We start from the raw sequence: 25,896 nt of genomic DNA, 5'->3' as shown, positions 1-25,896 counted from the left end.
GTGAAGCTTAACGGAAAGCAACAACCGTTGCCGCCTGCGAACGAAGGGCGAGGACCCGGCCAGTCGGGGAAGTCGGTTGTCAGCCGCAGGGAATTGTTGAAAATGGCCGGTGTCGGCGGGCTCGGGTTACTGGTCGGCTCGGCTGGCGTCGGCAGCGTGCTTGCGGAGTCCGGTATGTGGAGGGGACGCACCGCACCCCGTTCGAACGAGCAAATTCCGTTTCACGGAGATGTTCAAGCCGGGATTGTAACCCCTTCGCAAAACTTTGTTTGCTTCGCCGCCTTCGATCTGATCACGACACGGGCGGAGGATCTTCCGGTGTTGCTCCGGAAATGGACGGACGCCGCCGCCCGTATGACCGAAGGCCGTCCTGTCGGCGACGAGAACAGCAATCCCAACCTGCCGCCGGCGGATACGGGAGAGGCATTTGGGCTCAGCCCGTCGAAGCTGACGTTCACGTTCGGCGTAGGCCCTGCGCTGTTCGACAGCCGATTCGGGCTGGCGGCCAAACGGCCCTCGGCCTTAGGCGAGTTGCCGCGATTTCCCGGCGATCAGCTGCGCGCCGAATGGTGCGGAGGGGACATCGGGGTGCAGGTATGCGCGGACGATCTCCAGGTTGCCTTCCATGCAGTGCGCAACTTGGCGCGAATTGCTCGCGGCACTGCCGTTCTGCGCTGGACACAGGAAGGCTTTCAACGCACGGCTGCCGCTTCGGGTAGCGGCGATACGCCTCGTAATTTACTCGGCTTCAAGGATGGAACGGCCAACCCCGATACGAAGGACGCGAAGCTGATGAATCAGGTTGTCTGGGTGCAGCCTTCGGATGAACAGGGGTGGATGCGAGGCGGCAGTTATATGGTAGTGCGGCGCATCCGGATACGGGTCGAGGTGTGGGACCGTACGCATTTGAACGAGCAAGAGGCGACGTTCGGCCGTCATCGCGATAGCGGTGCGCCCTTAGGGGCGAAGAGTGAATTCGATCCGGTGCAGCTTGACACGAAGACGGCTGCCGGCGACCCGGTGATCCCGGTCAACGCTCACGTGAGGATTGCGCGCGGAGACGGCTCAATGCAAATCTTGCGGCGCTCCTACTCGTATTCAAGCGGAATAGATAGGCAGACCGGACAGTTGGATGCCGGACTTCTGTTTATTAGCTATCAGAGGGATATTTTCAAACAATTTGTTCCGATGCAGCAGCGACTGGCAAAGATGGACGCCCTGAACGAATACATATCGCATGTGGGAAGCGCGGTATTTGCCTGTTTCCCGGGCGTGCAGCCGGGCGGTTATATCGGTGATGGGTTATTTTAGTGGAGAAAAGACATTCGAGGTGATCCGTATGAGCAATAATCGATTGGCCGGCGGTTGCAGCAAATGGGGAGCTGTGCTTGCGGTTCTCCTTCTGCTGACGGGGCTGTATGGATCCAAGGGAGCACAGGCAGCAGAGGAGAGCCCCGAGCGGCTGTTGCCGGTTGTAGGGGGAGCGCTGGTCGAAGCGGGCGAGCGCCACTGGCCGAGAACGAACGAGGAGCTGGAGCTGTTCGACACCGAGTGGAAGGCGCTGCAAGCGCCGGGCTCGGATTTGGCCGGACAGGTCGCGAGCGCTTTGACAGCGGCGAAGACGGCGCTGGCCGAAGCGGAAATCAAGCCGGATGCCGCCTATCAAGCGGTATCGCAGCTTGCGAAGGCGACGGGCGATTACGTCGCTGCCTACGAGAAGCAGCAGCATCCGGATGCAGGCAAGCAGGCGGCAGCGTCTTTGCTGCCGATGCTGAGGCAAATATCGGCTGAAATCGGTCAAAAACAATGGACAAAGGCAAATGCGGACTACAAACAGTTCGTCAATCATTGGTTTAAAGTCGAAGCCGCGATCCGTTCCGATAACACAAGCGTGTACGGCAGCATTGAAACGAAAGTCAGCCTGACGCGTATCGCGCTGCAGGCCGAACCGCCGAGAGCGGAAGCGGCGAAGAACGGCGTCGCCGACTTGATCAAGCTCGTCGACGATTACGCTCAGGGCAAATCGGTCCAGGCGCAGGCGTCGGGCGGCGGGCAAAGCGTTGCGGGTGCGCTCGCGCTGCTGCAGAACATTCAGCGCGAGCTGCGTGACGGCAGCGTGTCAACGGCGACGGACGACTTGCAAAGCTTTATTGGCCTATGGCCTGCGGTGGAAGGCAGCGTGCAAACCCGCTCCCCGGAGACGTATACGCGTATTGAAACGTTAATGACGCAATCCGCCAGCCTGCTGTTGTCGGAACCTCCGAGAACGGCAGAAGCCGAAAGTCTCTTGATCGAGATGGAGCAGGCGCTGGCGCCTTATACGGCCAACGCGGCTTATTCGGCTTCGGACGCGGCCTTAATCCTGCTCCGCGAAGGGGTGGAGGCGCTGCTCGTGCTGACCGCATTGCTCGCATTCGTGCACCGGACGGGGAACGCCTCCAAGCAGAAGTGGATTTGGAGCGGGGCCGTCGCGGGTTTGATTGTGAGCGGCGCTCTTGCCTTGGTGTTGACGCTTGCGTTCGCCAGCGTGGAGGCAGGCAGCACCCGGGAGATGCTGGAGGGCGTGACGGGCCTTGTATCCGTCGTCCTGATGTTTACGGTTGGCGCCTGGCTGCACAGCAAATCGCAGACTGAATCGTGGAACCGGTTCATCCGCGACAAAATCGGCATTGCGCTGGCGAGCGGTAACTTGTGGTCGCTGTTCTTTATTGCTGCTCTGTCTATTTTGCGCGAAGGGGCGGAGACAACGATCTTCTACATCGGGATGGCGCCTTCCATCGAGCCTCTACAGCTGCTGCTCGGCATTGGCGCTGCAGCTTTGCTTCTGATCGTACTCGGTGTGCTGCTGGTCAAAGGGATCGTGCGGCTGCCGGTCCGACCGTTTTTCTTAACGGCGACGCTGCTTATTTACTATCTGGTCGTTAAGTTTCTCGGCGAGAGCATTCACTCGCTCCAGGTGGCCGGGCGAGTACCCGCTCATGTGCCCGGTTACTTGCCGACCTTCCCGGGGCTTGGCGTCTATCCGACATGGGAGACCTTGGCTCCGCAGCTGCTCGTATTGCTGTTCATCGTGATCCAGCTGGTGCGGTTCGAACGCAAGCGCAAAGCCGGCACGACCGGCCTGGAGTCCAGGCCGGCGTAACGAAGGCAGCCATTCCTTCAAGGAACGGCTGCCTTCGTTTGATCCCTTATCACAAAGAGACGTTCGCTGGACAGAACAAAATGTAATCATAGCTATTTACGCTGTCAGCGTTTTCATGATATATTGTAATGGATAAGCAGGACACAGAATGTTCACAAAATCAGCCGAGTAGAAATCCGTTCACACGGGACAGCGATCCTGTTACCGGTTAACGGTTCACACCAATTGAACAGTGTGCCGTTGGCGCTTGGTAGAATTTCTGCTTAAGGCTAACCGCCGCATTCGGTTTACTTCGGGCTTCCCGTGTAAAGCGATTCGCGGCTTTTTTATTTGATACAAAAGGGAGGAATGAATTTATGGAAAAAACGAAAAACCGGTGGCTGATCGCCGCCGCAGCGGTCGGCATCCACATCTCGATCGGCTCGGTGTACGCTTGGAGTGTGTTTACGAAGCCGCTCATCAATGAATTCGGGTGGAGTATTAAACAGGTTACTTTCACGTTCAGCTTGGCTATCTTATTTCTTGGCTTGTCTGCGGCGTTTCTGGGTCATTTTGTCGAGAAGCACGGTCCCCGAAAGGCAGGGCTGCTGGCTACCGTTTTCTTCGGGATCGGCATTGCCGGGTCCGGCCTTGCCGTGAACTTATCGTCGTTGCCGTTGTTATATTTGTTCTACGGCGTTTTCGGAGGCATTGGTCTGGGCGTCGGTTACATCACGCCGGTCTCTTCCTTGGTCAAATGGTTCCCGGACAGAAGGGGCCTCGCCACCGGACTTGCGATTATGGGTTTTGGTTTTGCGTCGTTGATCAGCAGTCCGGTCATGGCTCGTCTGATCGACTCGGTCGGCATAGCCAACACCTTTTACATCTTGGGCGCCGTCTATTTCATTCTGATGGGCGGCTCCTCGCTCTATCTTTCTCCGCCGCCTGCCGGTTGGATGCCGGAACAATTTAAGGCTGCGATCGAGTCCGGCAGGAAGAAGATAAAGGTCGATCTCTCACAGCTTACAGCCAACGAAGCGGTAAAGACGGCGCGCTTCTGGATGCTTTGGTTGATGCTGTTTATCAATGTCACCTGCGGTATCGCCATCATCTCCGTGGCCTCTCCAATGGCACAGGAAATTGCCAAAATGGCACCGCTCGCAGCGGCTTCCATGGTCGGGCTGATGGGCTTGTTTAACGGATTGGGACGGATCGGGTGGGCGTCGTTCTCTGATTATATCGGCAGACCCAATACATACACAGCGTTTTTCGTTATTCAGATCGGAGCTTATTTATTGCTCCCCGCCGTTTCCAACGCCTGGCTGTTTCAAATTTTGATCTTTTTGATTCTTACATGTTACGGCGGCGGCTTTGCATCCATACCGGCCTATATCGGCGACCTGTTCGGCACCAAACAGCTCGGGGCGATACATGGTTATATTTTGACCGCATGGGCGGCGGCAGGGCTGGCCGGACCTATTATCGCGGCCTGGGTGCGTACCGCGACGAACAGCTATATCGGCACACTGTATATTTTTGCGGGACTGTTTGCCATTGCGCTCGTGGTTTCGCTGCTGATCCGGATCGAGATCAGGAAGCTTCAGTCGGTTAATCCGAGCGTTGCTACCGAACCGGCAAGATAACCTCCAGGCTACAGGGAGGACCCCCGGGCACTAACACTGCGTTAGTGCCTTTTTTGTCCCTGAAATGGAAAAATGGAGTATCAGGGACCTAATCGGAAACCTGAAGCGAAGAGGAATGAACCAGTTGGGGTTGAACCGGAATAGCCCTGGGCCTTGATAATTGTTGACATTCACGAAAAGCATCATGTTCGCAACCAAGACATTGAGCGTGATTAAGTTTGGTTAAGGCAAAGCTAATGGCATTGCCTGTTTGGTCAAAAAAGTGATCTTGCCCGATGATTTCGTCCAAGCCTGTTTTTTTCAGCAGTTGGCGCGGTTGGTCTTGGATTTCAGAAATGATCACGACGCCGCCGTGCTTCTTTAAGTGTTTGGCTATACTTGCTAAATGGGCTTCTCCGGTTGCGTCCATATATGGAACATGGCTCATTTTCAATAGGAGCACTTTAGGTTTGTTATGAATCTCGTCCATGATGGACTTTTCAAAACGATTGGCAACCCCGAAGAATAAAGCTCCCTCTACGGTGTAAATGCTGATTTGCGGGCAATTATGCTGCTCGTGGATCATGTGAGCGGATACTTTTTTGTTGTTGTCGGAAGGGTCGGGCAGTACCTTGGTCGTACTAAGGAGAACGCTCATATGCTTCACAAAGATTATGCCTGATAATACTAATCCCACTTCAACCGCGGTCGTCAGGTCTGTAAAGACAGTAAGAAGAAATGTACTCACCAAAACGAAAGATTCCGCAGTTCGGGTTTTCAGGATGTGGGCAAACTCTTTACGTTCGCTCATATTCCAAGCGACAACCATTAAGATCGGAGCCATACTGGCAAGAGGGATATTCGAAGCGTATGGAGCAAATAGGAACAAGACTAAAAAGACGACAATACCGTGAATGACCCCGGAGAGGGGAGACGCCGCGCCGCTTTTTATATTCGTTGCCGTTCTGGCTATAGCCCCGGTGGCAGGAATCCCCCCGAACAACGGAGTGATCATATTGGCGATGCCTTGACCGATCAGTTCACGGTTGCTGTTATGTCGAGTGCCTGTCATTCCGTCAGCAACTATGGCTGAAAGCAAGGATTCGATGCCGCCTAACATGGCAATGACTAGAGCTGGTTTTATTAAATACAGCATATGTTCAATGGAAAGCGAAGGCATGCGAATGCCGGGGATGCTGTTTGGAATTGCGCCGTAGGTCGAACCAATCGTTGCAACCTTGTCAGGATACAACAAAGAGGCGACAACAGTCGAAACCAATAACCCGACTAAGGATCCGGGAACTTTCGGGAACAGTCGTGGTGTTAGGATGATAAACACGAGACAAATCAGCGCTGTTGCTACACTGTAACTATTGGTTGACGCCATGTGTATACCTAATTCCTTCATGTTGGCCATGAAATTCTCGTGCTTTTCAAGCTGGTGCAAACCAAGGAAACTGGCAATTTGACCTGTAAATATAGTAACGGCGATGCCAGAGGTAAAGCCGATAATAACGGGGCGCGGAATAAATTTCATCACCTTACCAAGTTTGAACAGACCCATGATTACCAGAAGGACCCCAGCCATAAAACCGGCGATAAGCAAGTTTTCGTATCCATACTGCATCACGATGGCAAACAGAATAGGAATGAAAGCTCCAGTCGGACCGCCAATTTGAAAGGTTGACCCGCCCAATAAGGATATGATGATTCCAGCAACAATCGTTGTGTATAACCCGTATTCAGGCTTGACACCTGAAGCAATGGCAAACGCCATTCCTAATGGAATGGCGATAATACCTACAATCAACCCCGAAATGAAGTCCTTTTGAAAGCTTTCTCTGTTATAGCCCTGAAATCTGCCGGTAAACGAAAATTTCATATCCAGCATCGCCTTTCTGAATATTTGAATATTTGAATATATACAAACATATAAGGAATACGTTTAATTGTCAATTTCGGATTCCGTAGAAATGTTCAAAAAAAAGGAGCAAATCGAGTATAACAACTCCAATTCCTCCTTATGAAGAAGCAATTTAATTGTTTTTAATGTTTTCCAGCATGGAAATGGCATTCACAAGGTGATTGTCAAAAATTTGTTTCGCAACCAGCAGCAAGTCCTTAATTAAAGGATCGGTTAAAGAATAAATAACAGAGGTTCCATCCTTAATCCCATAGACCACGTTCTTATTTCTTAGTACGGCTAACTGTTGGGAAACCGCAGACCCTTCGCTTCCCAAAATCGTTTGAATCTCATTCACGTTCTTATCGCCCTCGGCTAAAACTTCAAGAATTTTAATACGCAAGGGGTGGGCTAACGCCTTGAAAAAGTCGGCTTTAAAATCTTGTATTTCTTGATACATAACGTTCTCTCCTACATGTTCGGAAATTTGAATATACAGATATCATATCACAAACCGGCAATCGTTGAATAAAGTTTCAGAGAATGGGGGCATCCGGGCAGCAGCGAATATATCCCCGGAGCCGGAGGGACTTCATGAGGCCGCTAATCAATGCCCGTGTTTTGTTTTTATCATAACATTTGATTTGAAATAAAGCGTTTTTCTTTTTCCATCAAAAAAAATGACGAATGTATATCAATCTGTTGAACATGGATGGTGATATGGGCTCATCATTGGATGGGTTTTTCCAGCGAAGTGGATGGTCATAATTTATGCCCTTTTGGATGGTTCGTTTTATCGCTTTTTCTTTTATTATAGTTGTTAAGTTGGAATTCCTTTCTCGTTTGGTTTTGAAGTACAGTCATAGGGTTAGGGGGATGATAAGATGGCTTATGAAACCGTTTGGGCAGAAGATCCATCGAAGCTTAACAAAATCGAAATGATGAAGCTCGAAAAGGACGGTCTGGATGTTATTCGTACCATTATTGAAAGGTATGCGAAGTAAGGATATGAATCCATACCTGAAGATGAGTTGAACCGGTTCAAATGGGCCGGCGTGTATGAGCAGAAGCCGAGGGATGGCCATTTCATGATGCGCATTCGAATTCCTTCGGGCATGCTCACTGCCAGGCAAGCGCGGACACTTGCAGGTATTTCACTCGATTATGGCCGTAATCTGTTGGACGTGACGACGCGGCAATCTTTTCAATTTCACTGGTTGCGGGTAGAACACTTGCCCGACATCTTTAATCGGCTTGAAGAAGTTGGCTTGTACTCCTATGAAGCTTGCGGCGATTGCCCGAGGGCCATTGTCGGTAATCCATTAGCGGGCATTGACCCGGATGAAATGATGGATACGTCCGAAATTATACAGCAGGTCAATGATTTTTTTGTTCTAAACCGCGATTTTTCAAAGGTGGAATTTTGGGTCCAAATGCGCAGTTTAATGAAAAATTGAAAGGTCGTGTGCCAGCGGATCAGGTTGGGCCCGTACTCGAATCCTTCATTTAGTTCTATAAAGAGCATCGTACGGGTCAGGAAACTTTTCATCAATTTTTCAAGCGTGTGGGCATTCAACAATTTCAACAACGATTCGATGAGGCAATAGCTCGTCCAGCAAAAAGTTTGATTTCATAACATCAGTGTCGCTGCTTAAGAGAGGAGTATCCGGAATGACTGGAGGGTTGGAGGGAAAACGCATTGTCATTGCGGGGTCCCGAAAAATAAGTGAACTGAGCACCATTATTGAAAAGCAAGGAGGCATCCCCGTTGTTCGTTCACAGCAAGGGACCTTGTTCCTTGCAGAAAGCGAGGTAGAGCGCGATCTCCTTCGTGTAGTGGAAAGCGGATCGGACTGGATGATGTTCACAACGGGAACCGGGCTTGAAGCTTTGTTCAATCAGGCGGAACGAATCGGTATTCGCTCCGCTTTTCTCGAAATTGTGAAACAGTCCAAAGTAGCGGCAAGAGGGTATAAAACCTATGCCCTGTTGAAAAAAATGGGAATTCAACCCGTTGCCGTTGATGATGACGGAACGACACAAGGACTTATTAAAGCGCTTGAAACTTATGAATTTACGGGTCAAGGCGTAACTATTCAGCTGCATGGCGAGCCTATGCCATCGTTAGTGAACTTTCTGGAGAACAAAGGAGCCGTTGTCAGGACCCTGTTACCTTATAAACATATGGCTCCGGATGATACCGTGTCGCGCCAATTGTGCCAAGAACTGGCCGATGGTTCCGTGGATGCGGTCTGTTTCACGACGGCGGTTCAAGTCCGGTATTTTTTTCAATTTGTCAAAAGCAACGGGTATTATCCGGCTATTCATGAAAGCTTCAAAAAGAAGGTGCTGGCGGCAGCGGTTGGCAAAGTGACGGCTGAAGCTTTGAAAGAGGAAGGGGTCGAGCGTGTATTAGCCCCTGAAAGCGAGCGGATGGGCGCGATGATTATCGAGCTCGCTCATTATTATCAGAATAAATCTACAGTAAAAACCCACCGATAAAGCTGAGCGGTGGGTTTTTGTGTCTTAATGTGGCAGAAGCCGCCATGAGATCCTACTTGATTTCAAAGTATTTGCTGATTTCATCCAAGAGCAGGTTGGCCGCTTTGTAGCCGCCCGCCAGATTCCAGACCACTTCATTCACTTTATGGGCGTTGTTCGTTTTGGCCACTTTCAAGTTTTTGAATAACGGATCCGTCATCCATTCCTCAGCTATCTTGGCGGCATCGTCCTTGCCCGGGGTTTCGTTCAGGAAGTAGAACAGCACATCGCCATCCATATCCGGGATACGTTCCTTGGTCAGCTTCTCGACGAACTGGTCCTTATCCTGGGAAGCGGGACGGGCAATGCCTAATTGATTAAACAGCACGCCGCTGAACGTCTGCTTCTGATAAATCCGCACATCGCCGGCGGAAAAGCGTACGACGGATACTTGGGTTGCCGCTTTAGCGCCCAGCTTGGCCTTCACATCAGAGACGCGCTTATCGAATGCTGCCAGCGCCTTTTCCCCTTCTTCCTTCTTGTTCACCGCTTCGGCGTACAGCTTGAAATTGATTTTCCAGTCGCCTGCCAAGTCTTGTGCGAAGACGGTCGGAGCGAGTTTTTTCAGTTGTTCGTAAATTTTCTCGTGCCTTACTTTATTGCCGATAATCAGGTCCGGCTTTAGACCGGCAATCAGCTCGATGTTAGGCTGCGTTTCTTCCCCCAGCACCGTAACGCCCTGCATTTCCGCTTTGATATGATCGTACCACGGGTCTCCAACCCAGGATTGGACGGCGCCGACCGGCTTCACGCCTACGGTAAGGAGAGCTTCCGTTCCTTCATTGGTCAAAATGACGACGCGCTTCGGCGTACCCTGTATCGTTTCTTCGCCCATTGCATGCTTAATGGTTCTTGCGGCTTCGCTTTTGGGTGGAGCGGACTCCGTCGCAGCCTGTTGGGATGCGGCGGGGGGCGTTTCCTTCGCTGCGCTGCCGCAGCCGACCGCCGTTAAGAACAGAACAGTTATAAGGATGAACAGCAAGGGAATGCGGTTGAGTCGAACAATCGAAAGCATGATTTCGTCTCTCCTTAATGATTTAGTTTCGCTGCGTACGCAGACTGATAATGGGAATCATTATCATTGCCAATATAAGGGATTAGGTTTTGGATGTCAACCGTTAATTGATAATGAGAATCAAAATCATTGACAAGGGGGTAGCCCGCCCATACAATGAAAATGTCATTTTTTTAGTAAAATTGCACCTTGTGGAGGGATGAACTTGTATGGCTCATTCGATGAGCAGCCGCATGATGAAGCTGTTCGGATTGGCGGCGGGAGTGCTCTTGTTGCTCGGCTGTATGCTCTCTAGCGTTCTGTTCGGCCTTCAACACTTTGGACTGAGCGAAGTCTGGCAGGCTTATGTACATTTTAACGGCTCCAATGAGCACGTCATTATTACGAATACGCGAGTTCCCCGGGCATTGATCGGAGCTGTGGTAGGCGCGAGCCTGGCCATTGCCGGTGCCTTGATGCAAGTACTGACGAAAAATCCGCTCGCCTCTCCCTCCGTATTCGGGATCAATGCAGGGGCCGTACTGTTCCTTGTGCTCAGCATTTCGGTCCTCGGTTCGGGGCTTACCCTGAGAAGCATGATCTGGGTCGCGTTTGCGGGGGCGGCGCTCACCGCGATGTTCGTGTTTCTGCTGGGCTCGCAGGGCAGGGGAGGCTTCGATCCGGTCAAGCTGACGTTGGCGGGTGCTTCCGTCGCTGCTTTAGCTTCTTCAGTTACAGCAGGCGTCATCCTGATCGACAAGCAGTCGCTTGATCAAGCGCTGTTCTGGATGATCGGCTCTGTTGCGGACCGGGAGTTGAAGCATCTCGCGGTCGTTCTTCCGTATGTTGCTGCTGGCTGGGTGCTGTCGATGATTTTATCCGGGTCGCTGAATGTCGTGGCCTTGGGAGACGATGTAGCGAAGGGATTGGGCCAACGAATTGTGCTGATCCGTACGACGTCCGCCATTGCTATTGTATTGCTGGCCGGTGGCTCCGTTGCCGTAGCAGGTCCGATCGCCTTTGTCGGGCTTATTGTGCCGCATCTGTGCCGTTATTTGGTGGGGAACGACCACCGGTGGCTCCTGCCCTATTGCGCGATCACAGGCGCGGTACTGCTTGTTGCGGCAGATCTCGCCTCCCGCTTTATCATCATGCCGAAGGAAGTCCCCGTAGGTGTCGCAACGGCCCTTCTGGGGGTTCCGTTCCTGATTTATGTGGCAAGAAGGAGGGCCCATGCTTAAATCCGGAAAACGAAAGGGGCTCCTTACCGCCCTCGTGCTTTGCCTGGTTTTACTCGTCCTGTCCTTGGTCAGTTTGTCGATGGGCAGTGTCCGTATTCCGTTTACCGAAGTGATTATGGCGGTCGTCGGGCATAACGGCGAAAGCAGCGGGGTGGTCGTCGTGGAGTTTCGGCTGCCGAGGGTTGTCGCCGCTATATTAATCGGCGCCGCCATGGCGGTTTCGGGCGCATTGCTTCAGGGGGTCATCCGCAACCCGCTGGCCGCTCCGGATTTGTTGGGCGTAACCGGAGGAGCATCCGTTGCCGTTGTGGCGTTCATGACCTTGTCCGCAGGCGCCTACAGCATCCACTGGGTTCCCGTCATCGCAATTGTGGGGGCGTTCGCTGCAGCTGCATTAAACTACATGCTGGCATGGAAGAAGGGGGTCTCCCCATTTCGGCTGGTGCTGATCGGTATCGGTATATCGACCGCAATGGGCGCGCTGACGACGTTCATACTGATAAGCGGCCCCGCTTATCTGGCCTCCCAGGTGCTGAACTGGATAACCGGCAGTATATACGGAACAAACTGGAAATATATAGCTGCACTATTCCCGTGGGTTGCCGTGTTCCTGCCGCTTGCCTTTCTCTTCGCCAAAGAGCTGAATGTTCAATCGCTGGGGGAGGACGTTGCCGTCGGTCTTGGAAGCCGGCTTCAGCTTAACCGCTTTATGCTTCTTGCTATTAGCGTCTCCCTGGCCGGGGCTGCTGTCGGCGTAGCGGGGACGATATCGTTTATCGGTCTGCTTGCGCCGCACATGGCCAGAAAGCTCGCTGGCAATTCCTATAAAATTTTGCTTCCGATTTCCGCGCTTCTTGGAGCAATTATCGTACTGTTAGCGGATCTGGCGGGGAGAATGCTTTTCCAGCCGCTGGATATCCCTGCGGGCGTATTTACGGCGGGGATCGGCGCACCGTTTTTCATGTATCTTTTGTATAAACGCAGATAAACCGACAGTCCGTTCCGAAGAGGGGACCCATCCGCAGGGAAGGGTTCCTTTGTTTGCGTTCGGGCCAAAAAGTAGGTTTGACGGATCAAGTTAGAGGGACAAAATAACTATTGCACTGATAATGATTATCATTTACAATTAGCAACTGTAGCGGTGTAAAATATTACCAAGTACCTCGACAGTTAAGAACAGGCAGGTTAGAGACCATTCCCCAAAGGAGGAAAGTTTATATGACGAAGGGCAATGCGATATATCTTGAAAGCCAGCAGCGACGCGAATCTAATGCCCGTACGTATCCGCGCAAGCTTCCCATTGCCATTATTGAAGCCAGAGGAGTGCAGGTGAAAGATGCGGACGGCCGGACGTATTACGATTGTCTTGCCGGAGCGGGAACGCTTGCCTTAGGCCACAACCACCCCGTGGTGGTCGAGGCCATGAAGGATGTTTTAAACTCCGGTATGCCTCTGCTTACGCTTGATCTGACAACGCCGGTCAAGGAGCGATTCGTCGATGAGCTCTTCGAAGCCTTGCCATCGGAATTTGCGGGTAAAGCCCGTATTCAGTTCTGCGGCCCATCGGGAGCAGATGCCGTTGAAGCCGCCGTGAAGCTGGTCAAGACGGCAACGGGAAGAAGCGTCATGATGTCCTTTCACGGGGGATACCACGGTATGACGAGCGGCGCGCTTAGTTTGACGGGGAATTTGCAGCCTAAGCGCCAGGTAGGTACGTTGATGCCGGGCTCACACTTCCTGCCTTATCCCTATGATTACCGCTGCCCCTTTGGAATCGGCGGGGAGGAAGGGCATCAAGTCGGAAGCCGCTATATCGAGCATTTGCTCGACGATCCGGAGAGCGGTGTGCTGCCGCCCGCCGGCATGATTATGGAGTTAGTTCAGGGAGAGGGAGGGGTCATTCCCGCGCCCGATGCCTGGGCTCGGGAGATTCGGCGAATAACGGGCGAAAGGGAGATTCCGCTCATCATTGACGAGGTGCAGACGGGGATCGGCCGAACAGGCCGCATGTTTGCTTTCGAGCATGCGGGCATTCAGCCCGATGTGATCGTTATTTCCAAAGCCGTGGGCGGAAGTCTTCCGCTGTCCGTGATCGTATACCGGGAGGAGCTTGACCGATGGGAGCCGGGAGCGCATGCGGGTACGTTCCGCGGAAATCAATTGGCGATGGCAGCAGGTACAGCGTCGCTGCGGTTTATCCGCGAAGAACGGCTGGTCGAGCATGCGGCCCGTGTCGGTCAGCGCCTCGTCAAGCACTTGGAGCAAACCCGTTCTGCCGTAAATTGCATTGGGCAAGTGAGGGGCAGAGGGCTGATGATCGGCGCGGAGATCATCGATCATGAACGCGCTTCGGACAGGCTTGGAAGCTATCCCGCCTACAGTGAGCTGGCTCGCGAAATTCAACGGCAATGTTTGAAACGAGGCCTCATTCTGGAGCTCGGCGGACGTCATGGCAGCGTAGTTCGTTTCCTGCCTCCGTTAATCGTAACGGAAGAAGAAATCGATCGAATCGCGGAAATTTTCCATGAGGCTGTTCTGGCGGCGGAACGCCATAACCGCATTCCCCAGGGGGTCTTCAGGTGAACGGTACCTTCGCAACGGATTTTTTGAATCACAGCGAGGAAAGCCAGGTGCTCTTCCGCAAGCATATGAATACGGCTTTGGGCGTGTTAATTCGCGATTTCGCAAGTGCCAAGCATCCCTACAGCGGAGCTCTGCCTGATCAATTGGCGGCTTCCTTACGGCAGCGGCCGGTTTGTCCCGAGCAGGGCGTCGGTATGGCGGAGCTGCTGGATTTCATAGGTGAGGCTGTACTGAAACATTCAGCGGTAGTGACCCACCCGGCTTGTATGGCTCACCTTCACTGTCCGCCCCTGCAGGCTTCATTGGTTGCGGAGGCGCTGCTTTCCGCGGTGAATCCTTCCATGGATTCGTGGGATCAAAGTATGTCGGCCACGATGCTGGAGCAAGAGGTCATCGGCTGGTTGTGCGGGTTGTTCGGATTCGCAGGCAGCGGCAGCGACGGCGTGTTCACCAGCGGGGGAACGCAGTCCAATTTCATGGGATTACTGCTTGCCAGAGACCATTATTGCTACATGCGCTGGAACTGGAATGTGCAGCAGCGGGGATTACCTCCACAGGCTGACCGCCTCCGGGTGCTGTGCTCGGAAGAGGCCCATTTTACAGTCAAGCAATCGGCGGCTTTATTAGGTCTGGGACAACAATCCGTCATCACGGTGCCCGTGGATTCGAAGGGCCGAATGCACAGCGATCTTCTGGAAAGCACAATCGCCCGTTTGCGCGAAGACGAACTGATTCCCTTCGTACTCGTAGCTACAGCCGGGACCACTGATTTCGGCAGTATCGATCCGCTTCCGGAATTGGGAGAAGCGGCTCGAAGGCATGGTCTATGGCTCCATACCGATGCGGCATACGGCGGCGCGCTCGCTTTGAGCGATCAACACGCCTGCCTGCTTAAGGGGATCGCTTTGTCTGATTCGATTACCGTTGATTTTCACAAACTGTTTTATCAACCGATCAGCTGCGGAGCTTTTTTGCTTCGGGATCGATTGCATTACCGTTATTGGAGGCTTAATGCCGACTACTTAAACCCGGAAGCGGATGATCAGGCGGGAGTGCCTAATCTTGTAGGCAAGTCGGTCCAGACAACGCGCAGGTTTGACGCGCTCAAGCTCTACATGTCGCTGCAGCATGTCGGCCGCGAGCGGTTTGCCGCGATGATCGATCATACCCTGAAGCTGGCGGAGGAAACCGCGGAGCGGATTCGACAGGAGGACGCGCTGGAACTGATAGCAGAGCCGACATTGAACGCTGTTGTTTTCCGGTATGTACCTTCAGTTGGAGCGGAAGACGGCGCTGGCTGGACGGATGAGTTGAACTGCCGGATTCGGGATCGGCTGCTTGAAGGCGGCATAGCGGTTGTCGCCCGGACGAAGGCGAAGGGGAAGGCTTGCTTAAAATTTACGCTGTTGAATCCGTTAGCGACGCTGCAGCATACGGCCGGAATATTGAGGCATGTCATACGCATCGGCAAGGAATTGGAATGTCAATATGCTGCGGAGCTGCTTGCTCGGAAAGGAGTGTTGTCACATGATCGGGGAACGGCCGCTGGAACTTACGGAAGTTTTATGGGAAGAGGGTTGTGAGGCGCGTACAATCGCAGCAAGGGCTACGCTGCAAAGCTTGCTTAACAGTTTCCTCAGGGAGACCGGGTTGGGAGATTGGCATGAATCAGACGAGGGTTGGATGCTTCAGCTTCCTCTGGTCAACCAACACGGGACGGTAATCGTCCCGGTGAAGTATAAATCTCCGACCGGAAGGCATCTGTTCCAATTTCCACTCCAATGGAAAGGAAGCGAAGACCTTGGGGCGGTCACGGAGGACGAGCTGGCGATCGCGGAGCGTCTGGTCCGGGAATTGGGACAACGGGTTCAGGTTGACGCGTCCGGGCGAACAGAGGAACTGCTGCAGCGAATCAGGGAAAGCTGTGAACGTATCGAACAGTTTGTTTCCGCCCGTGACGGGGACCACGAGCAGCTGTACGGCTATGACGGTGATTTTCTTACTGCAGAGCAATCGCTGCTGTTCGGACATCTGCTGCATCCTGCACCGAAGAGCCGCGAGGGTGTTCCCGATAACGCACAGTCGGTGTATTCCCCTGAGCTGAAAGGACAATTTCAGCTGCACTACTTCAGGGCGCACCGATCCATTGTTCGTGAAGACTCGGCGCTTGACCGCATGACGGCGACGGAATGGATTAAATCGGAACTGCGGGATGGTCCGCAGACGGAACCGGATTTTATATCCGCCTATACGGGGCTCGACGACTACACATTGATTCCGCTTCACCCGCTGCAGGCCCGGGATATGCTGCGTAAACCGTCCGTACTGAAGCTGATCGGGGAGGGCTTGCTTCAAGATTTGGGTGCACGGGGACGATTCTATTCGGCGACATCGTCGTTTCGGACCGTGTATCACCCGGAGTCGCCATGGATGGCTAAAGGATCCGTTCCCGTGAAAATTACAAACTCGCTGCGGGTGAATAAATTCAAAGAACTGGAGCGGGGCGTTGAGGTAGCACGGTTGATGAACACGCGAATCGGCGAGGTTTCAAGCCGTTATCCGGCGTTTTCAATCGTGAAGGACCCGGCTTATGTGTCGATTGCTTTGGAAGGGGAGGAGGAATCGGGCTTTGAAGTGGTGCTGCGTGAAAATCCGTTTCAGGGTGATCGGGCGCTTCAAGCGGCGCTAGTCGCTTCACTCATTCAGGATCCGCTGCCCGGTTCCGAATCCCGCCTCAGCCGCATCGTCCGCCGTTTGGCTGAACGGGAGGACCGCACGACGGAAGCCGTCAGTCTGGACTGGTTCCGCCTTTATCTGGAGATGTCGCTGAAGCCGATGCTGTGGCTGTATTTCACGTATGGCATCGCTCTGGAGGCGCATCAGCAAAACAGCGTCGTTCAGCTGCGTGAAGGGTACCCTAACCGCTTCTATTATCGGGATAATCAAGGCTATTATTTCTGCCGTTCGATGTCAGAGCGCTTGAAGCAAGAGCTTCCTGATCTTGGAGTCAAAAGTCAGACGTTCTGCGATGACGCCGTTGCCGATGAGCGGTTTCGTTATTATCTGGTCTTCAACCATTCGTTTGGCTTAATTAACGGCTTCGGCACCGCAGGGCTTGTTGATGAACGTCTGCTGCTTCGCGAGCTGCGATCCGTGCTGGCCGGGTTTCTCCCTATGAACAGGGAGCCGTCCACCTTCCTCCAAAGCTTGTTAGCGGAGGAGAAGCTTCCGTGCAAGGCCAACTTGCTTACCCGGCTGTATGACATGGACGAATTGGTCGGATCGCTCGAAAACCAGTCGGTTTACGTTCTGGTGGATAATCCGCTTGTCTTGGAGGTGCCGGAGGATGTCGGGCGTCTTGATTCGTAATTTAAACCAGCTTTACGAGGATCATCCTCTAGCTACTATCCAGGATCGAACGATCGGTAGAACGATTTCCTTTCGTCCGGTCACGATGGAGCACGATTTGCTGCGGCTGCACGCCTGGCATCAGGAGCCTCATGTCGTTCCCTTTTGGCAGCTCCAAATTCCTCTGGATGCGTACCGCAACCACTTGGAGCGCTTCTTGGCCGACCCGCATCAGACGCTGTGCATCGGTCTGCTGGATGGGGAGCCGATGAGCTATTTCGAATCGTATTGGGCGGCGTCCGACTTGATCGGTCAATATTACGAGGCGGCTCCGGAAGATCAGGGGGTGCATCTGCTCATCGGCCCGCCGAACTATCTCGGGCAAGGTTATGCGCTCCCGCTGCTGCTTGCTCTCGTACGTCTGCAGTTCCTGCACCCGGGGACTATGCGAATCGTCGCCGAACCGGATATTCGGAATGCGAAGATGCGGCATATTTTTGAAAAGTGTGGCTTTCGCTTCCAACGGCAAGTGCAGCTTCCGGATAAAACGGCAGCGCTGATGCTTTGCGAGCGTGAGATCTTTGAAGCTTGGGATAGAGAAAGGGGAATGGCTTATGTCGAGGACGGGCGCCGGTCTGAATCATTCAGACGTGCTGGATGTGCTGGGCGTCGGAATCGGTCCGTTTAATCTCGGTTTAGCTGCGCTGCTGGATCGCGTACCGGAGACGAAAGCTGTCTTTCTGGAGCGGAAAGCGCAGTTTGATTGGCACTCCGGCATGATGATCGAGGGCACGACCCTCCAGGTTCCATTCTTTGCGGATTTGGTAACGATGGCTGATCCGACGCATCCGCTCAGCTTTTTGAATTATTTGCATGAGCATGGCAGATTGTACCACTTTTACTTTCGGGAAAAGTTTCATATTTCGCGCCGGGAATACAACCACTACTGCAGGTGGGCGGCAGAGCGGTTGGCCTCTTGCCGTTTCGGCTGCGAGGTGACCGGGATCCGGCTGGAAGAAGCCGGATCAGACGCCCGGTTTGTGGTGGAGGTGCGAGAGCTTGGCACTCCGCGCATGATAAGCTACCTTGCCAATAATCTGGTTATAGGCGTAGGGAGCCGTCCTCAAATGCCGGCTCGCTTCCGATCGCTGTGCGGTCCGCATGTATTCCACTCGGCGGATTATTTAACGCATCGGGAGCGCTGCCTTCAAGCCCGTTCGATTACGGTGGTCGGTTCCGGGCAGAGCGCAGCGGAGATTACGCTTGATCTGCTAAGCGGGCAGCGGGAATACGGGTATCGGCTGGACTGGTTTACGCGATCGGCGGGATTTTTCCCGATGGAATATTCCAAGCTCGGACTTGAGCATTTTTCCCCTGATTACACGCGGTACTTCTACGGGCTTGCACCCGAGCGCAAGGATGCTGTCCGAGCAGGACAAAGCCTGCTGTACAAAGGGATCAGCGCCCGCACCATCGCCGACATCTACGATGCCTTGTACGACGCGGGAGACGGAGGGGAGGAAAGCCCCCGCGTTCGGCTCATGGCGTCCACGGAAGTGGAGCAGCTACTTCCGTTCTCCGGGAGGGGAAGCGATGGATACAGGCTGGTTTGCCGACAACTGCAGCAGGACATTTCGTTCGAGCATGTCAGCGATGTCGTCATATTGGCCACTGGCTACGAGCATGCCGAGCCGGCTTGCTTGAGCCCGTTGGAGCCGTATATTTGCCGGGATGCGAAAGGCCGGTATGACATTTCCGAGAATTACGCGCTGAAGCTTCGAATCGGCGGAGGCAACCGCATATTTATTCAAAATGGGGAGCTGCATACGCACGGCGTCGGCGCCCCGGATCTGGGTCTGGGCGCATACCGGAACAGCTTGATCATCGAACAATTGACGGGACGCGCGGTGTATCCTCGAAGGGAACGAAACGTATTTCAGCAGTTCGGAGCGAACGTATGAGGCGGCTTGCTCAAGAGGCGGGAGGGCTTCGCTCGAGAACCGGCATGCAGGCTGCGCTCCTTGGCTGCGTGTTTCTCGGCCTTTTCACCGAAGTGCTTCTGTCGCCGTATTACCCGCAGTTTTTTCGTCAGGTGTTCGGCGTCGAGGACTACAGCTACACGGGCTTTTATTTGTTCGTCTGCCGGTTGACCGTCGTTCTCTGCTCCCCGGTTTGGGGCTGGCTGGCCCGCAAGGCGGGAGCCAAGCGGCTGCTGTTTGCAGGTCAGGCCGGCACGGCATTGACGACAGCGCTGCTGGCGTCGGCGGATAGTGCGACGGAGTTTCTGATTTTGACCGTATGTCTGCTCCTGTTCAAAAGCAGCTACATGCTGATTTATCCTATTCTGATGGAACTGACCGATAGGGGTGGTCAGGCGGGTTCGGCGGCCAAGTTTCACACCGTGCACCATACAGCCGTTCTGTTAGCTGCGCTGACCGGCGCCCACATGCTCCAAATGGAACGGCCTCTAACGCTGTTTTATGGAGCGGCGGCCGCCGATGTCGTTCAATTGCTCGTATGCATAGGGGTGCTTTGGGGGTGGCGGGGCGGCTCCCGGCAAGCGGGCGAACCTGAGTCTGCAGGCTCGAAACTTTCGTTAATAGGGCTGCTGCGTGATCGATATATCGTAACGCTGGGACTGTTGTTTTTTACTTTGACGGTCGCGAATCAAGTGGTCAGGCCCTTTTTTACACCATACGTAGAGGAAGCCTTCCGCCTGTCGACGGGCATAGCCGGGGTGCTGTTCCTTCTGCCGCATGCATGCGCCTTAACGCTGCTGCCGTTTCTTCGCAGTATTTGCAAACCGGGGCGGTTGCATGTCGCGTACACGTTGGGCGTTGCGACGATGGCCGCCGGCTTGATGATTCAAGCGCTGTCGGAGGGCATTACAGGATTGATCATTGGGCGTATGCTGTACGGCATGTTTCTGGCAATAACGATGGCGGTGCTGGACGTCATTCTGTTTGAAAGGGAACGAGGGACGGGCGCTGCTATGACCTTCAGTGTCATGGTATCGTTTCAGACGGCCGGGGAGTTGTTGTCTCCGCTGCTTGCCTCGTTCCTGTCGATCCAGGCGGGGTTGAATACGCCGCTGCTTGCCGCCGCCTTGTTGTGCCTGGTGAATACCCTATTGTTCAGATGGTCTGCTATTCACAGATCGCCGAAGGAGGCAGCGAAGTGGAATGTACATGGCAGCAAGACCTAATGGCTGCTCAAGCTTTACGATCCGAGGCCTGCGTGCATGTGCGCAGAAGAATTTTCCGGCAATTGGCGGAGTCGGTCATCTATGAAGGAATCGTCACGCCGCTGATGGAAGCGGAAGGGGAAAAGATATTATACAGCCTTCAAGGTCAAGATGCTGCGGGCCGGAAGGTGATCTACCGGTGTCTTGGGCAAAGAAGGTTCACATTCGGCCGGATTCGGATGTTAACGGAATCTCCGCTCATCCGGCTTGGCGGCGGCGTAGAAGCGGAGGCGTCTTCGCTGCGTTTATTTGTCGAGGAAGTGCTGGATGTGCCGGGTGTGGATCGGTCCAAGCTGATCTCGTTTGCGGAGGAGCTGGAGCAGACGCTGCTGAAGGATGCCATAGCTCAGTTTCATCGGATTTCGGAAGGCCGTGAGTTGCGGCGGTTAAGCGGTGATGACTTGGAGTCGGCGGTCATGGACGGGCATCGGTACCATCCGAGCTATAAGTCGCGGATCGGCTTTGATTATGCCGACCATCTTGCTTACGGCCCCGAGTTTGCCCGGGATGTGACGCCTATATGGCTGGCCGTGCGGAAGGAGGAGAGCCGGGCGGCCGTGCTGCCGGGCATGTCGCTCGACGGCTTGCTGCGTGAGGAATTGGGGGATGCTGCTGTCGATTCCTTTCAAGCGTTGTTGCGGAGCGAGAACTGCGACCCTGCCGACTATTTCTTCGCGCCGGTACACCCGTGGCAATGGCGCCGGGCGATCGTTCCGGCTTGCGCGGAAGAGCTCCGCACGAAACGTATGGTGCTGCTGGGATGTTCTCCTGATGCTTATCGCGCCCAGCAGTCGATTCGCACGCTTGCGAACCGGACAGAGCCGCATAAAGCGTATATCAAGCTGTCGATGAATCTGTTGAATACGTCAAGTTCCCGTCAATTGCTGCCCCACTATACGGTAACGGCCCCGGTCTTGTCCTTCTGGCTTCAAAGCTTAGTGGATGGAGACCGCTATTTGAAGGAGGAAGCGAAACTGATTTTGCTGCGGGAGGTGGCTGCCGTCTCGTATGATCCGCAGGATCACAAGGGCGACGGAAGACGCTCGGGCCGGGAGCATGACCAGGCCCCGCACCCGCTGTACGCAGCAGTGGGCTGCATTTGGCGGGAAAGCTTGCACCGCTATTTACAGTTGGGGGAAGAATGCGTGCCCTTCTATGCGCTCTGTGCTTCGGAACGGGATGGCACCCCGCTCATTGAGCCATGGCTTCAAGCCTATGGGATCGAGGCGTGGCTGAACCGGCTTCTGGAGCGGTGCGTGCTGCCTGTCCTCCACTTGGCCGCAGTTCATGGCGTCGCTACGGAATCGCATGCGCAAAATATGGTGATGGTGCACCGGGAAGGTTGGCCAGAGCGGTTGGCGCTCAAAGATTTTCATGAGGATGTGCTGTACTGCCGTTCCTTTCTGAAGCAACTGGAGTTTTGCCCGGATTTAACGGTTGTTCACGAACGGTATGCTGTCCAGGAGGAGAGAGCCAATTTTGAAACGGAGGATGTGACGCCGCTGCGGTATTTGACTTTGGGGGCGCTATTTTTCGTCAACCTCGGTGAACTGGCTATGATGCTAGCGGACCGGTACGGCTTTGAGGAAAGGCGATTTTGGCGGATGACGTCTGCATGTATACATCGCCATCAGGCAAAAGATCCGCATTGGAAAGAGCGGTTTGAGGCTTTGGATTTGTTTGCCCCGACCACCAGAGTGGAGCAGTTGACGTATAAACGATTGACGGTTCAATCAAAAGGGCTATCGCACAGGGTGCCCAATCCTTTGTCGGCTTTCCAATCGCCCGACTAGTACAAGTAGAGAGGAGGTCCGCATGTGAATGGGAAGCTGTTTGCCGTCAACCAATTGTATTTCGGCCAAGAGGATGTGGATATACGCTGGAAAGCCTGGGGGCTTTTGCCGCATTATCGGGACGCGGGGAAAGCTGGAAGCCGGATCGCGGTCTGCATGGCGAACGCGGCCGAGTTGATTATACTGGTGCTTTTTTTGCGGGAGCAAGGGGGATCGGTGCTTCTGCTCCACGGAGAAACTCCGCTGGAGACGGCCAAGTCTCTGGCGATTGAAGCAGGGTGCAGCGGCCTCGTGTACCGATCCGTCGAGGACGGCTTTCTGACGCTTACGCCGCCGGAAGGAGCGAACGATACCCTTGTCTCCGCCCAGGAGGCTTCGCTTTGCATGTTCAGCTCAGGTACGTCCGGCAAGCCTAAGCTCATTTGCCGAACGTGGTCGGCTGTAGCGGAGGAAATCACGGCTTATAATGAAGCGATTGATCTGGACGGTTCGGTTACCCCGGTCATCATCTCGCCGGTAAGCCATGCTTACGGCCTGATCAGCGGAGTGTTGTCCGCTATGAAGCGGCAAGCGGTGCCTCACGTCGCGGCCTATACGAATCCGAAGCTGACTTTGGCTCTCCTTCGGGACACGCCGAAGCATATCGTGTATGGGGTACCGTTGACGCTGCATGTGCTGACATCTTTCGCTTCCGGCTTTCGTTATCATCAGTTGATGAGCTCGGGCGCTCCTCTGCCGCAAGGTTTGTTGGATAAGCTTGCTCCTCTGGCGGACGGTGTGCTTCAGCAGTATGGCTGCTCCGAAGCCGGATGCATCAGTGTCAGCCGCTCCCTTCGGTTTAGCGCAGATATCGGCAAGCCGTTAGGCCACCTTCGGATTAGGCAAGCCGGGGCTTCAGCAGACATGCCGAAAGAACTGATCATAGCCGTGCAAGACCGGGTGATCCGCACCGGAGATCTTGGGTATATGGAGCAGGGAGAGCTGCGGCTTCTAGCCAGGGCCGACGATGTGATCAACGTATCCGGCCTTAAAGTATATCCTACGGAGGTAGAAAACGTCGTCTCCGAACTGGACGGCATCCGCGAGTGCGTCGTCTACCGAGGGCGGCATCCGGTGATGGGCGAGGTCGTTTGCTGCATGGTGGCGGCCGATCATCAGGTTACGCCCGAGGCGGTTCGCGCATGGTGCATACGCAAGCTGCCTCCCTATAAAGTGCCGGCCAAAGTGGAGTGTGTCACGAAGCTGCCAAGGAATGCGACGGGTAAAATCAGCCGTAAAATGTTGGAGGAGGCGGATCTAAGCTGATGAGACGGAATCAACGGATAACAGAGCTGCATTCATTGATGAAAACCAGGCTTCTTCTGACAGACTTGTCTCCCTTGGAGGAAACGCACAGGCTGAATGAGGACCTTCGCGTCGATTCGGTGATGATGCTGCAGCTGTTGGTCTGGATTGAGGAGGAATTCGGGCTTCGTATACCGGAGGAGGAGGTGGATCCGCGGGTCTTTCATACGGTGGGCTCACTTCTTGATTTCATGGAACGTTTGGCTCCCGCCGGTACTGACGAGGAGCAAAGAGCGTAACAGAAGGAGGCGAATTTATGTTCGGATGGAAGGAGCAGCGCATTAAGGTTCACTGTGTGGTGAGCTGCTTGTGCGAGGTGGTCAAAAGGTACAGCGATGTCGATTACCGCCCTTTTTATTTTGGCGTGTGGGATGCGGAGTTTGCCTGGACGGAGGCGGGTTTGTCGTATTATTCAGATACCATTCAGCATGAGCGATCGATGAAGTGGTATGAACGAATGTTCGGAACTCGGGTGATCCAGTGGCATGACCGGCATCAGGATTCGGCAGCAAATGCGGTCAGACTGGTGGAACTTGTTGAGAATGCCCCTAAGCACAGGCATGTCGTCGTGCAGATTGACATGTCTCTCATGCCGGAGCGGGATAATAAGTTCAATCTGAATCCGTTCCCTCATTATTTGCTGGTTTCGTCTACCGAACGAGAGGGCGAATGGTTCATGCTTGACGCGGATATGAAGTGGGAGGGGGTCGTCAGCCGGGAGCAGGTGCTCCAGGCTTTTGTTCATAACCCTTATCCGGACGGGTTTTATATCGAAGCCCTCGCTATCCAGGCGCCGACACCGAATACGGTCGTTTCTTACTTTTATGACGGATTTAATCTCCATGGCAATGAGCTGGTATCCAAGCTGCGAGCGCTTGTCTCAAGATTGGCCGGGGAGCCTGAGAAGCTGCCTCAGCTCGCGGATGCGCTCAAGCATCTGCACGTGATTGTGATTCGTAAATACGGGTATGATTACGCGTTCATGTACTTTCACGATGAGCTGCAGTTGCCACGGGAACATTATGAGCATTGGGCGCAGCAAATCCGCGATTTGGTTCAAGCCTTCAACACGATGCAATATATGGCTGTCAAACTATCGCTGACCGGCCGTACCGAGCTGCTTCCTTCACTATTGGAAACATTGGATAAGGCCGAAGCGATCGAACGTGGGCTTAAACAGGAACTGGAGCGGGAGCTTGCCTTATGGTCTGCCCGCTACTCCAACGCAGGGGGGCTTCTTATTGATGTCTGATTCATTCAGATTAGGGTGCTCGTTGTGCACCATCTCTTTTCGCCACACGTTGATTTCTTTCGAGCAGCTGATCGAATTTGCCCGAGTCCATGCCTTCAACGGAATGGAAGTATGGGGAGTTCACGCCCGTCACCTGTATGAGGAGCGCAAGGGCTCCAGGATGCATTTGCCGGAAGCCGCAGGGCTGACGGTTTCAATGATCAGCGATTATTTGGAAGTGGGATCCCGGGTGAATTTCCCGGATACCGTTACCCGATGCGAGGAACTGCTCACGTTGGCGGGCTGGCTTAGAACGAGGCGGATTCGTACTTTTGCGGGGAGGCGCGGCAGCAGAGAGGTGAGCGCAGGCGAGTTCGAGGATACGGTTCGGCAGCTTCGAATCCTTGGCGACCTGTGTATGGATCATGGAATCGATTTGCTGGTGGAAACACATCCGGGGACGCTGGCCGATCACAAAGCGGCGGCTCATCGGCTGATGACGGAAGTGAGCCATGAAGCGGTTAAGCTGAATATGGACTTCCTTCACTTATGGGAGGCTGGGGACGACCCGTTGGAAAGCTATGAGCAGTTGGAGCCATGGGTGGAGCATTTCCATCTGAAAAATATCCTCTCTCTTGCTCACTGCAGCGTGTTTCAACCCCATCAGGTGTATGCGGCTAACGGCAGCCGGCAAGGGATGGTTTCGCTGGCGAACGGAGCGGTCGATTACCGTCGTATTATCGATCGCATCGGGTCGAGCGGCAAGTTCGCCTCTTTGGAATGGTTCGGGGCCGAACCTGGACGGATGCTGAGTGGGGAAATCGGATGGCTGCGTCGCAGGCTGGACCGTTTATACGCGCCAGCTCCATAAATGCTCGTGAATGAAAGGCAGCGCTAAAAGCTGCCTTTTTTTTGCAATCAAATCTCGCTC

Annotated in this window: 20 protein-coding genes and 1 pseudogene; 18 read left to right on the top strand and 3 right to left on the bottom strand. The window is 54.0% G+C overall.

The window, feature by feature from the left end; all coding sequences use genetic code 11:
* From efeB to JMF85_RS19280, 3 genes are all read left to right on the top strand, one after another.
* Positions 1 to 1,311 carry an iron uptake transporter deferrochelatase/peroxidase subunit gene (efeB, locus tag JMF85_RS19290; protein ID WP_397375999.1) on the top strand — a complete coding sequence of 437 codons (1,311 nt, stop codon included), beginning with the start codon at positions 1 to 3 and terminating at the stop codon, positions 1,309 to 1,311.
* A 28-nt stretch (positions 1,312 to 1,339) separates the two neighbouring features.
* The gene (locus JMF85_RS19285; protein ID WP_201318758.1) at positions 1,340 to 3,142 is read left to right on the top strand and encodes an FTR1 family iron permease; all 1,803 of its coding nucleotides are present in this window, start codon (positions 1,340 to 1,342) and stop codon (positions 3,140 to 3,142) included.
* Between the two features lie 356 nt (positions 3,143 to 3,498).
* Complete coding sequence (locus JMF85_RS19280; RefSeq protein ID WP_201318757.1) at positions 3,499 to 4,764, top strand: L-lactate MFS transporter; 1,266 nt, start codon at positions 3,499 to 3,501, stop codon at positions 4,762 to 4,764.
* A gap of 88 nt (positions 4,765 to 4,852) precedes the next feature.
* Here JMF85_RS19280 and JMF85_RS19275 read toward each other — a convergent pair whose 3' ends face one another.
* Together JMF85_RS19275 and JMF85_RS19270 are read right to left on the bottom strand one after the other, a co-directional pair.
* Entirely contained in the window at positions 4,853 to 6,625 is a 1,773-nt protein-coding gene (locus tag JMF85_RS19275; protein WP_201318756.1) for a SulP family inorganic anion transporter, read from the bottom strand.
* Between the two features lie 154 nt (positions 6,626 to 6,779).
* Complete coding sequence (locus tag JMF85_RS19270) at positions 6,780 to 7,106, bottom strand: ArsR/SmtB family transcription factor (protein ID WP_127608937.1); 327 nt, start codon at positions 7,104 to 7,106, stop codon at positions 6,780 to 6,782.
* A 424-nt stretch (positions 7,107 to 7,530) separates the two neighbouring features.
* Here JMF85_RS19270 and JMF85_RS19265 point away from each other — a divergent pair.
* Positions 7,531 to 8,064, top strand: a pseudogene (locus tag JMF85_RS19265) (nitrite/sulfite reductase); the annotation flags it as partial.
* A gap of 253 nt (positions 8,065 to 8,317) precedes the next feature.
* Entirely contained in the window at positions 8,318 to 9,148 is an 831-nt protein-coding gene (locus tag JMF85_RS19260; RefSeq protein ID WP_127608938.1) for a uroporphyrinogen-III synthase, read from the top strand.
* A 52-nt stretch (positions 9,149 to 9,200) separates the two neighbouring features.
* Here the strand turns inward: JMF85_RS19260 and JMF85_RS19255 are convergent, their stop codons facing one another.
* Positions 9,201 to 10,202, bottom strand: coding sequence for an ABC transporter substrate-binding protein (locus tag JMF85_RS19255; protein WP_127608939.1), 1,002 nt, complete (start codon positions 10,200 to 10,202; stop codon positions 9,201 to 9,203).
* 209 nt (positions 10,203 to 10,411) lie between these two features.
* Between JMF85_RS19255 and JMF85_RS19250 the strand changes: the two genes are divergently transcribed.
* The 13 genes from JMF85_RS19250 to JMF85_RS19190 all read left to right on the top strand — a co-directional run bounded on the left by JMF85_RS19250 (position 10,412) and on the right by JMF85_RS19190 (position 25,836).
* Complete coding sequence (locus tag JMF85_RS19250; RefSeq protein ID WP_174817603.1) at positions 10,412 to 11,422, top strand: FecCD family ABC transporter permease; 1,011 nt, start codon at positions 10,412 to 10,414, stop codon at positions 11,420 to 11,422.
* Positions 11,415 to 12,410 (top strand): FecCD family ABC transporter permease, encoded by a 996-nt coding sequence (locus JMF85_RS19245; RefSeq protein ID WP_127608940.1) that lies wholly within the window; start codon positions 11,415 to 11,417, stop codon positions 12,408 to 12,410. The genes JMF85_RS19250 and JMF85_RS19245 overlap by 8 nt, the downstream gene beginning before the upstream one ends.
* A 206-nt stretch (positions 12,411 to 12,616) precedes the next feature.
* Positions 12,617 to 14,005 carry an aspartate aminotransferase family protein gene (locus tag JMF85_RS19240; protein ID WP_269103581.1) on the top strand — a complete coding sequence of 463 codons (1,389 nt, stop codon included), beginning with the start codon at positions 12,617 to 12,619 and terminating at the stop codon, positions 14,003 to 14,005.
* Positions 14,002 to 15,588, top strand: coding sequence for a pyridoxal phosphate-dependent decarboxylase family protein (locus JMF85_RS19235; RefSeq protein ID WP_236595925.1), 1,587 nt, complete (start codon positions 14,002 to 14,004; stop codon positions 15,586 to 15,588). Before JMF85_RS19240 ends, JMF85_RS19235 begins: the two co-directional genes overlap by 4 nt.
* Complete coding sequence (locus tag JMF85_RS19230) at positions 15,533 to 17,374, top strand: IucA/IucC family protein (RefSeq protein ID WP_201318755.1); 1,842 nt, start codon at positions 15,533 to 15,535, stop codon at positions 17,372 to 17,374. Before JMF85_RS19235 ends, JMF85_RS19230 begins: the two co-directional genes overlap by 56 nt.
* Positions 17,352 to 18,041 carry a GNAT family N-acetyltransferase gene (locus JMF85_RS19225; protein ID WP_127608943.1) on the top strand — a complete coding sequence of 230 codons (690 nt, stop codon included), beginning with the start codon at positions 17,352 to 17,354 and terminating at the stop codon, positions 18,039 to 18,041. The genes JMF85_RS19230 and JMF85_RS19225 overlap by 23 nt, the downstream gene beginning before the upstream one ends.
* A complete protein-coding gene (locus JMF85_RS19220) occupies positions 17,968 to 19,314 on the top strand; it encodes a lysine N(6)-hydroxylase/L-ornithine N(5)-oxygenase family protein (RefSeq protein ID WP_201318754.1) in 1,347 nt (448 codons plus the stop codon). The genes JMF85_RS19225 and JMF85_RS19220 overlap by 74 nt, the downstream gene beginning before the upstream one ends.
* The gene (locus tag JMF85_RS19215; protein ID WP_141335667.1) at positions 19,311 to 20,558 is read left to right on the top strand and encodes an MFS transporter; all 1,248 of its coding nucleotides are present in this window, start codon (positions 19,311 to 19,313) and stop codon (positions 20,556 to 20,558) included. The genes JMF85_RS19220 and JMF85_RS19215 overlap by 4 nt, the downstream gene beginning before the upstream one ends.
* Positions 20,531 to 22,390: an IucA/IucC family protein gene (locus JMF85_RS19210; protein ID WP_236595924.1), complete on the top strand. Its 1,860-nt coding sequence runs from the start codon at positions 20,531 to 20,533 to the stop codon at positions 22,388 to 22,390. The genes JMF85_RS19215 and JMF85_RS19210 overlap by 28 nt, the downstream gene beginning before the upstream one ends.
* Positions 22,391 to 22,414: 24 nt before the next feature.
* Positions 22,415 to 23,695: an AMP-binding protein gene (locus JMF85_RS19205; RefSeq protein WP_201318753.1), complete on the top strand. Its 1,281-nt coding sequence runs from the start codon at positions 22,415 to 22,417 to the stop codon at positions 23,693 to 23,695.
* A complete protein-coding gene (gene asbD / locus JMF85_RS19200; protein WP_054797982.1) occupies positions 23,695 to 23,973 on the top strand; it encodes a petrobactin biosynthesis protein AsbD in 279 nt (92 codons plus the stop codon). The genes JMF85_RS19205 and asbD overlap by 1 nt, the downstream gene beginning before the upstream one ends.
* 17 nt (positions 23,974 to 23,990) lie before the next feature.
* Positions 23,991 to 24,986, top strand: a complete 996-nt coding sequence (locus JMF85_RS19195; protein WP_201318752.1) for a DUF6005 family protein — start codon at positions 23,991 to 23,993, stop codon at positions 24,984 to 24,986.
* On the top strand, positions 24,979 to 25,836 hold the full coding sequence (locus JMF85_RS19190; protein WP_201318751.1) for a sugar phosphate isomerase/epimerase family protein: 858 nt from the start codon (positions 24,979 to 24,981) through the stop codon (positions 25,834 to 25,836). Before JMF85_RS19195 ends, JMF85_RS19190 begins: the two co-directional genes overlap by 8 nt.
* Positions 25,837 to 25,896 lie beyond the last annotated feature (60 nt).

The organism is Paenibacillus sp. EPM92, from assembly GCF_016586185.1.
GTDB lineage: Bacteria > Bacillota > Bacilli > Paenibacillales > NBRC-103111 > Paenibacillus_G > Paenibacillus_G validus.
The sequence above is the reverse complement of the archived record's forward strand: the minus strand, read 5'-3'. Positions and strand labels throughout refer to the sequence as shown.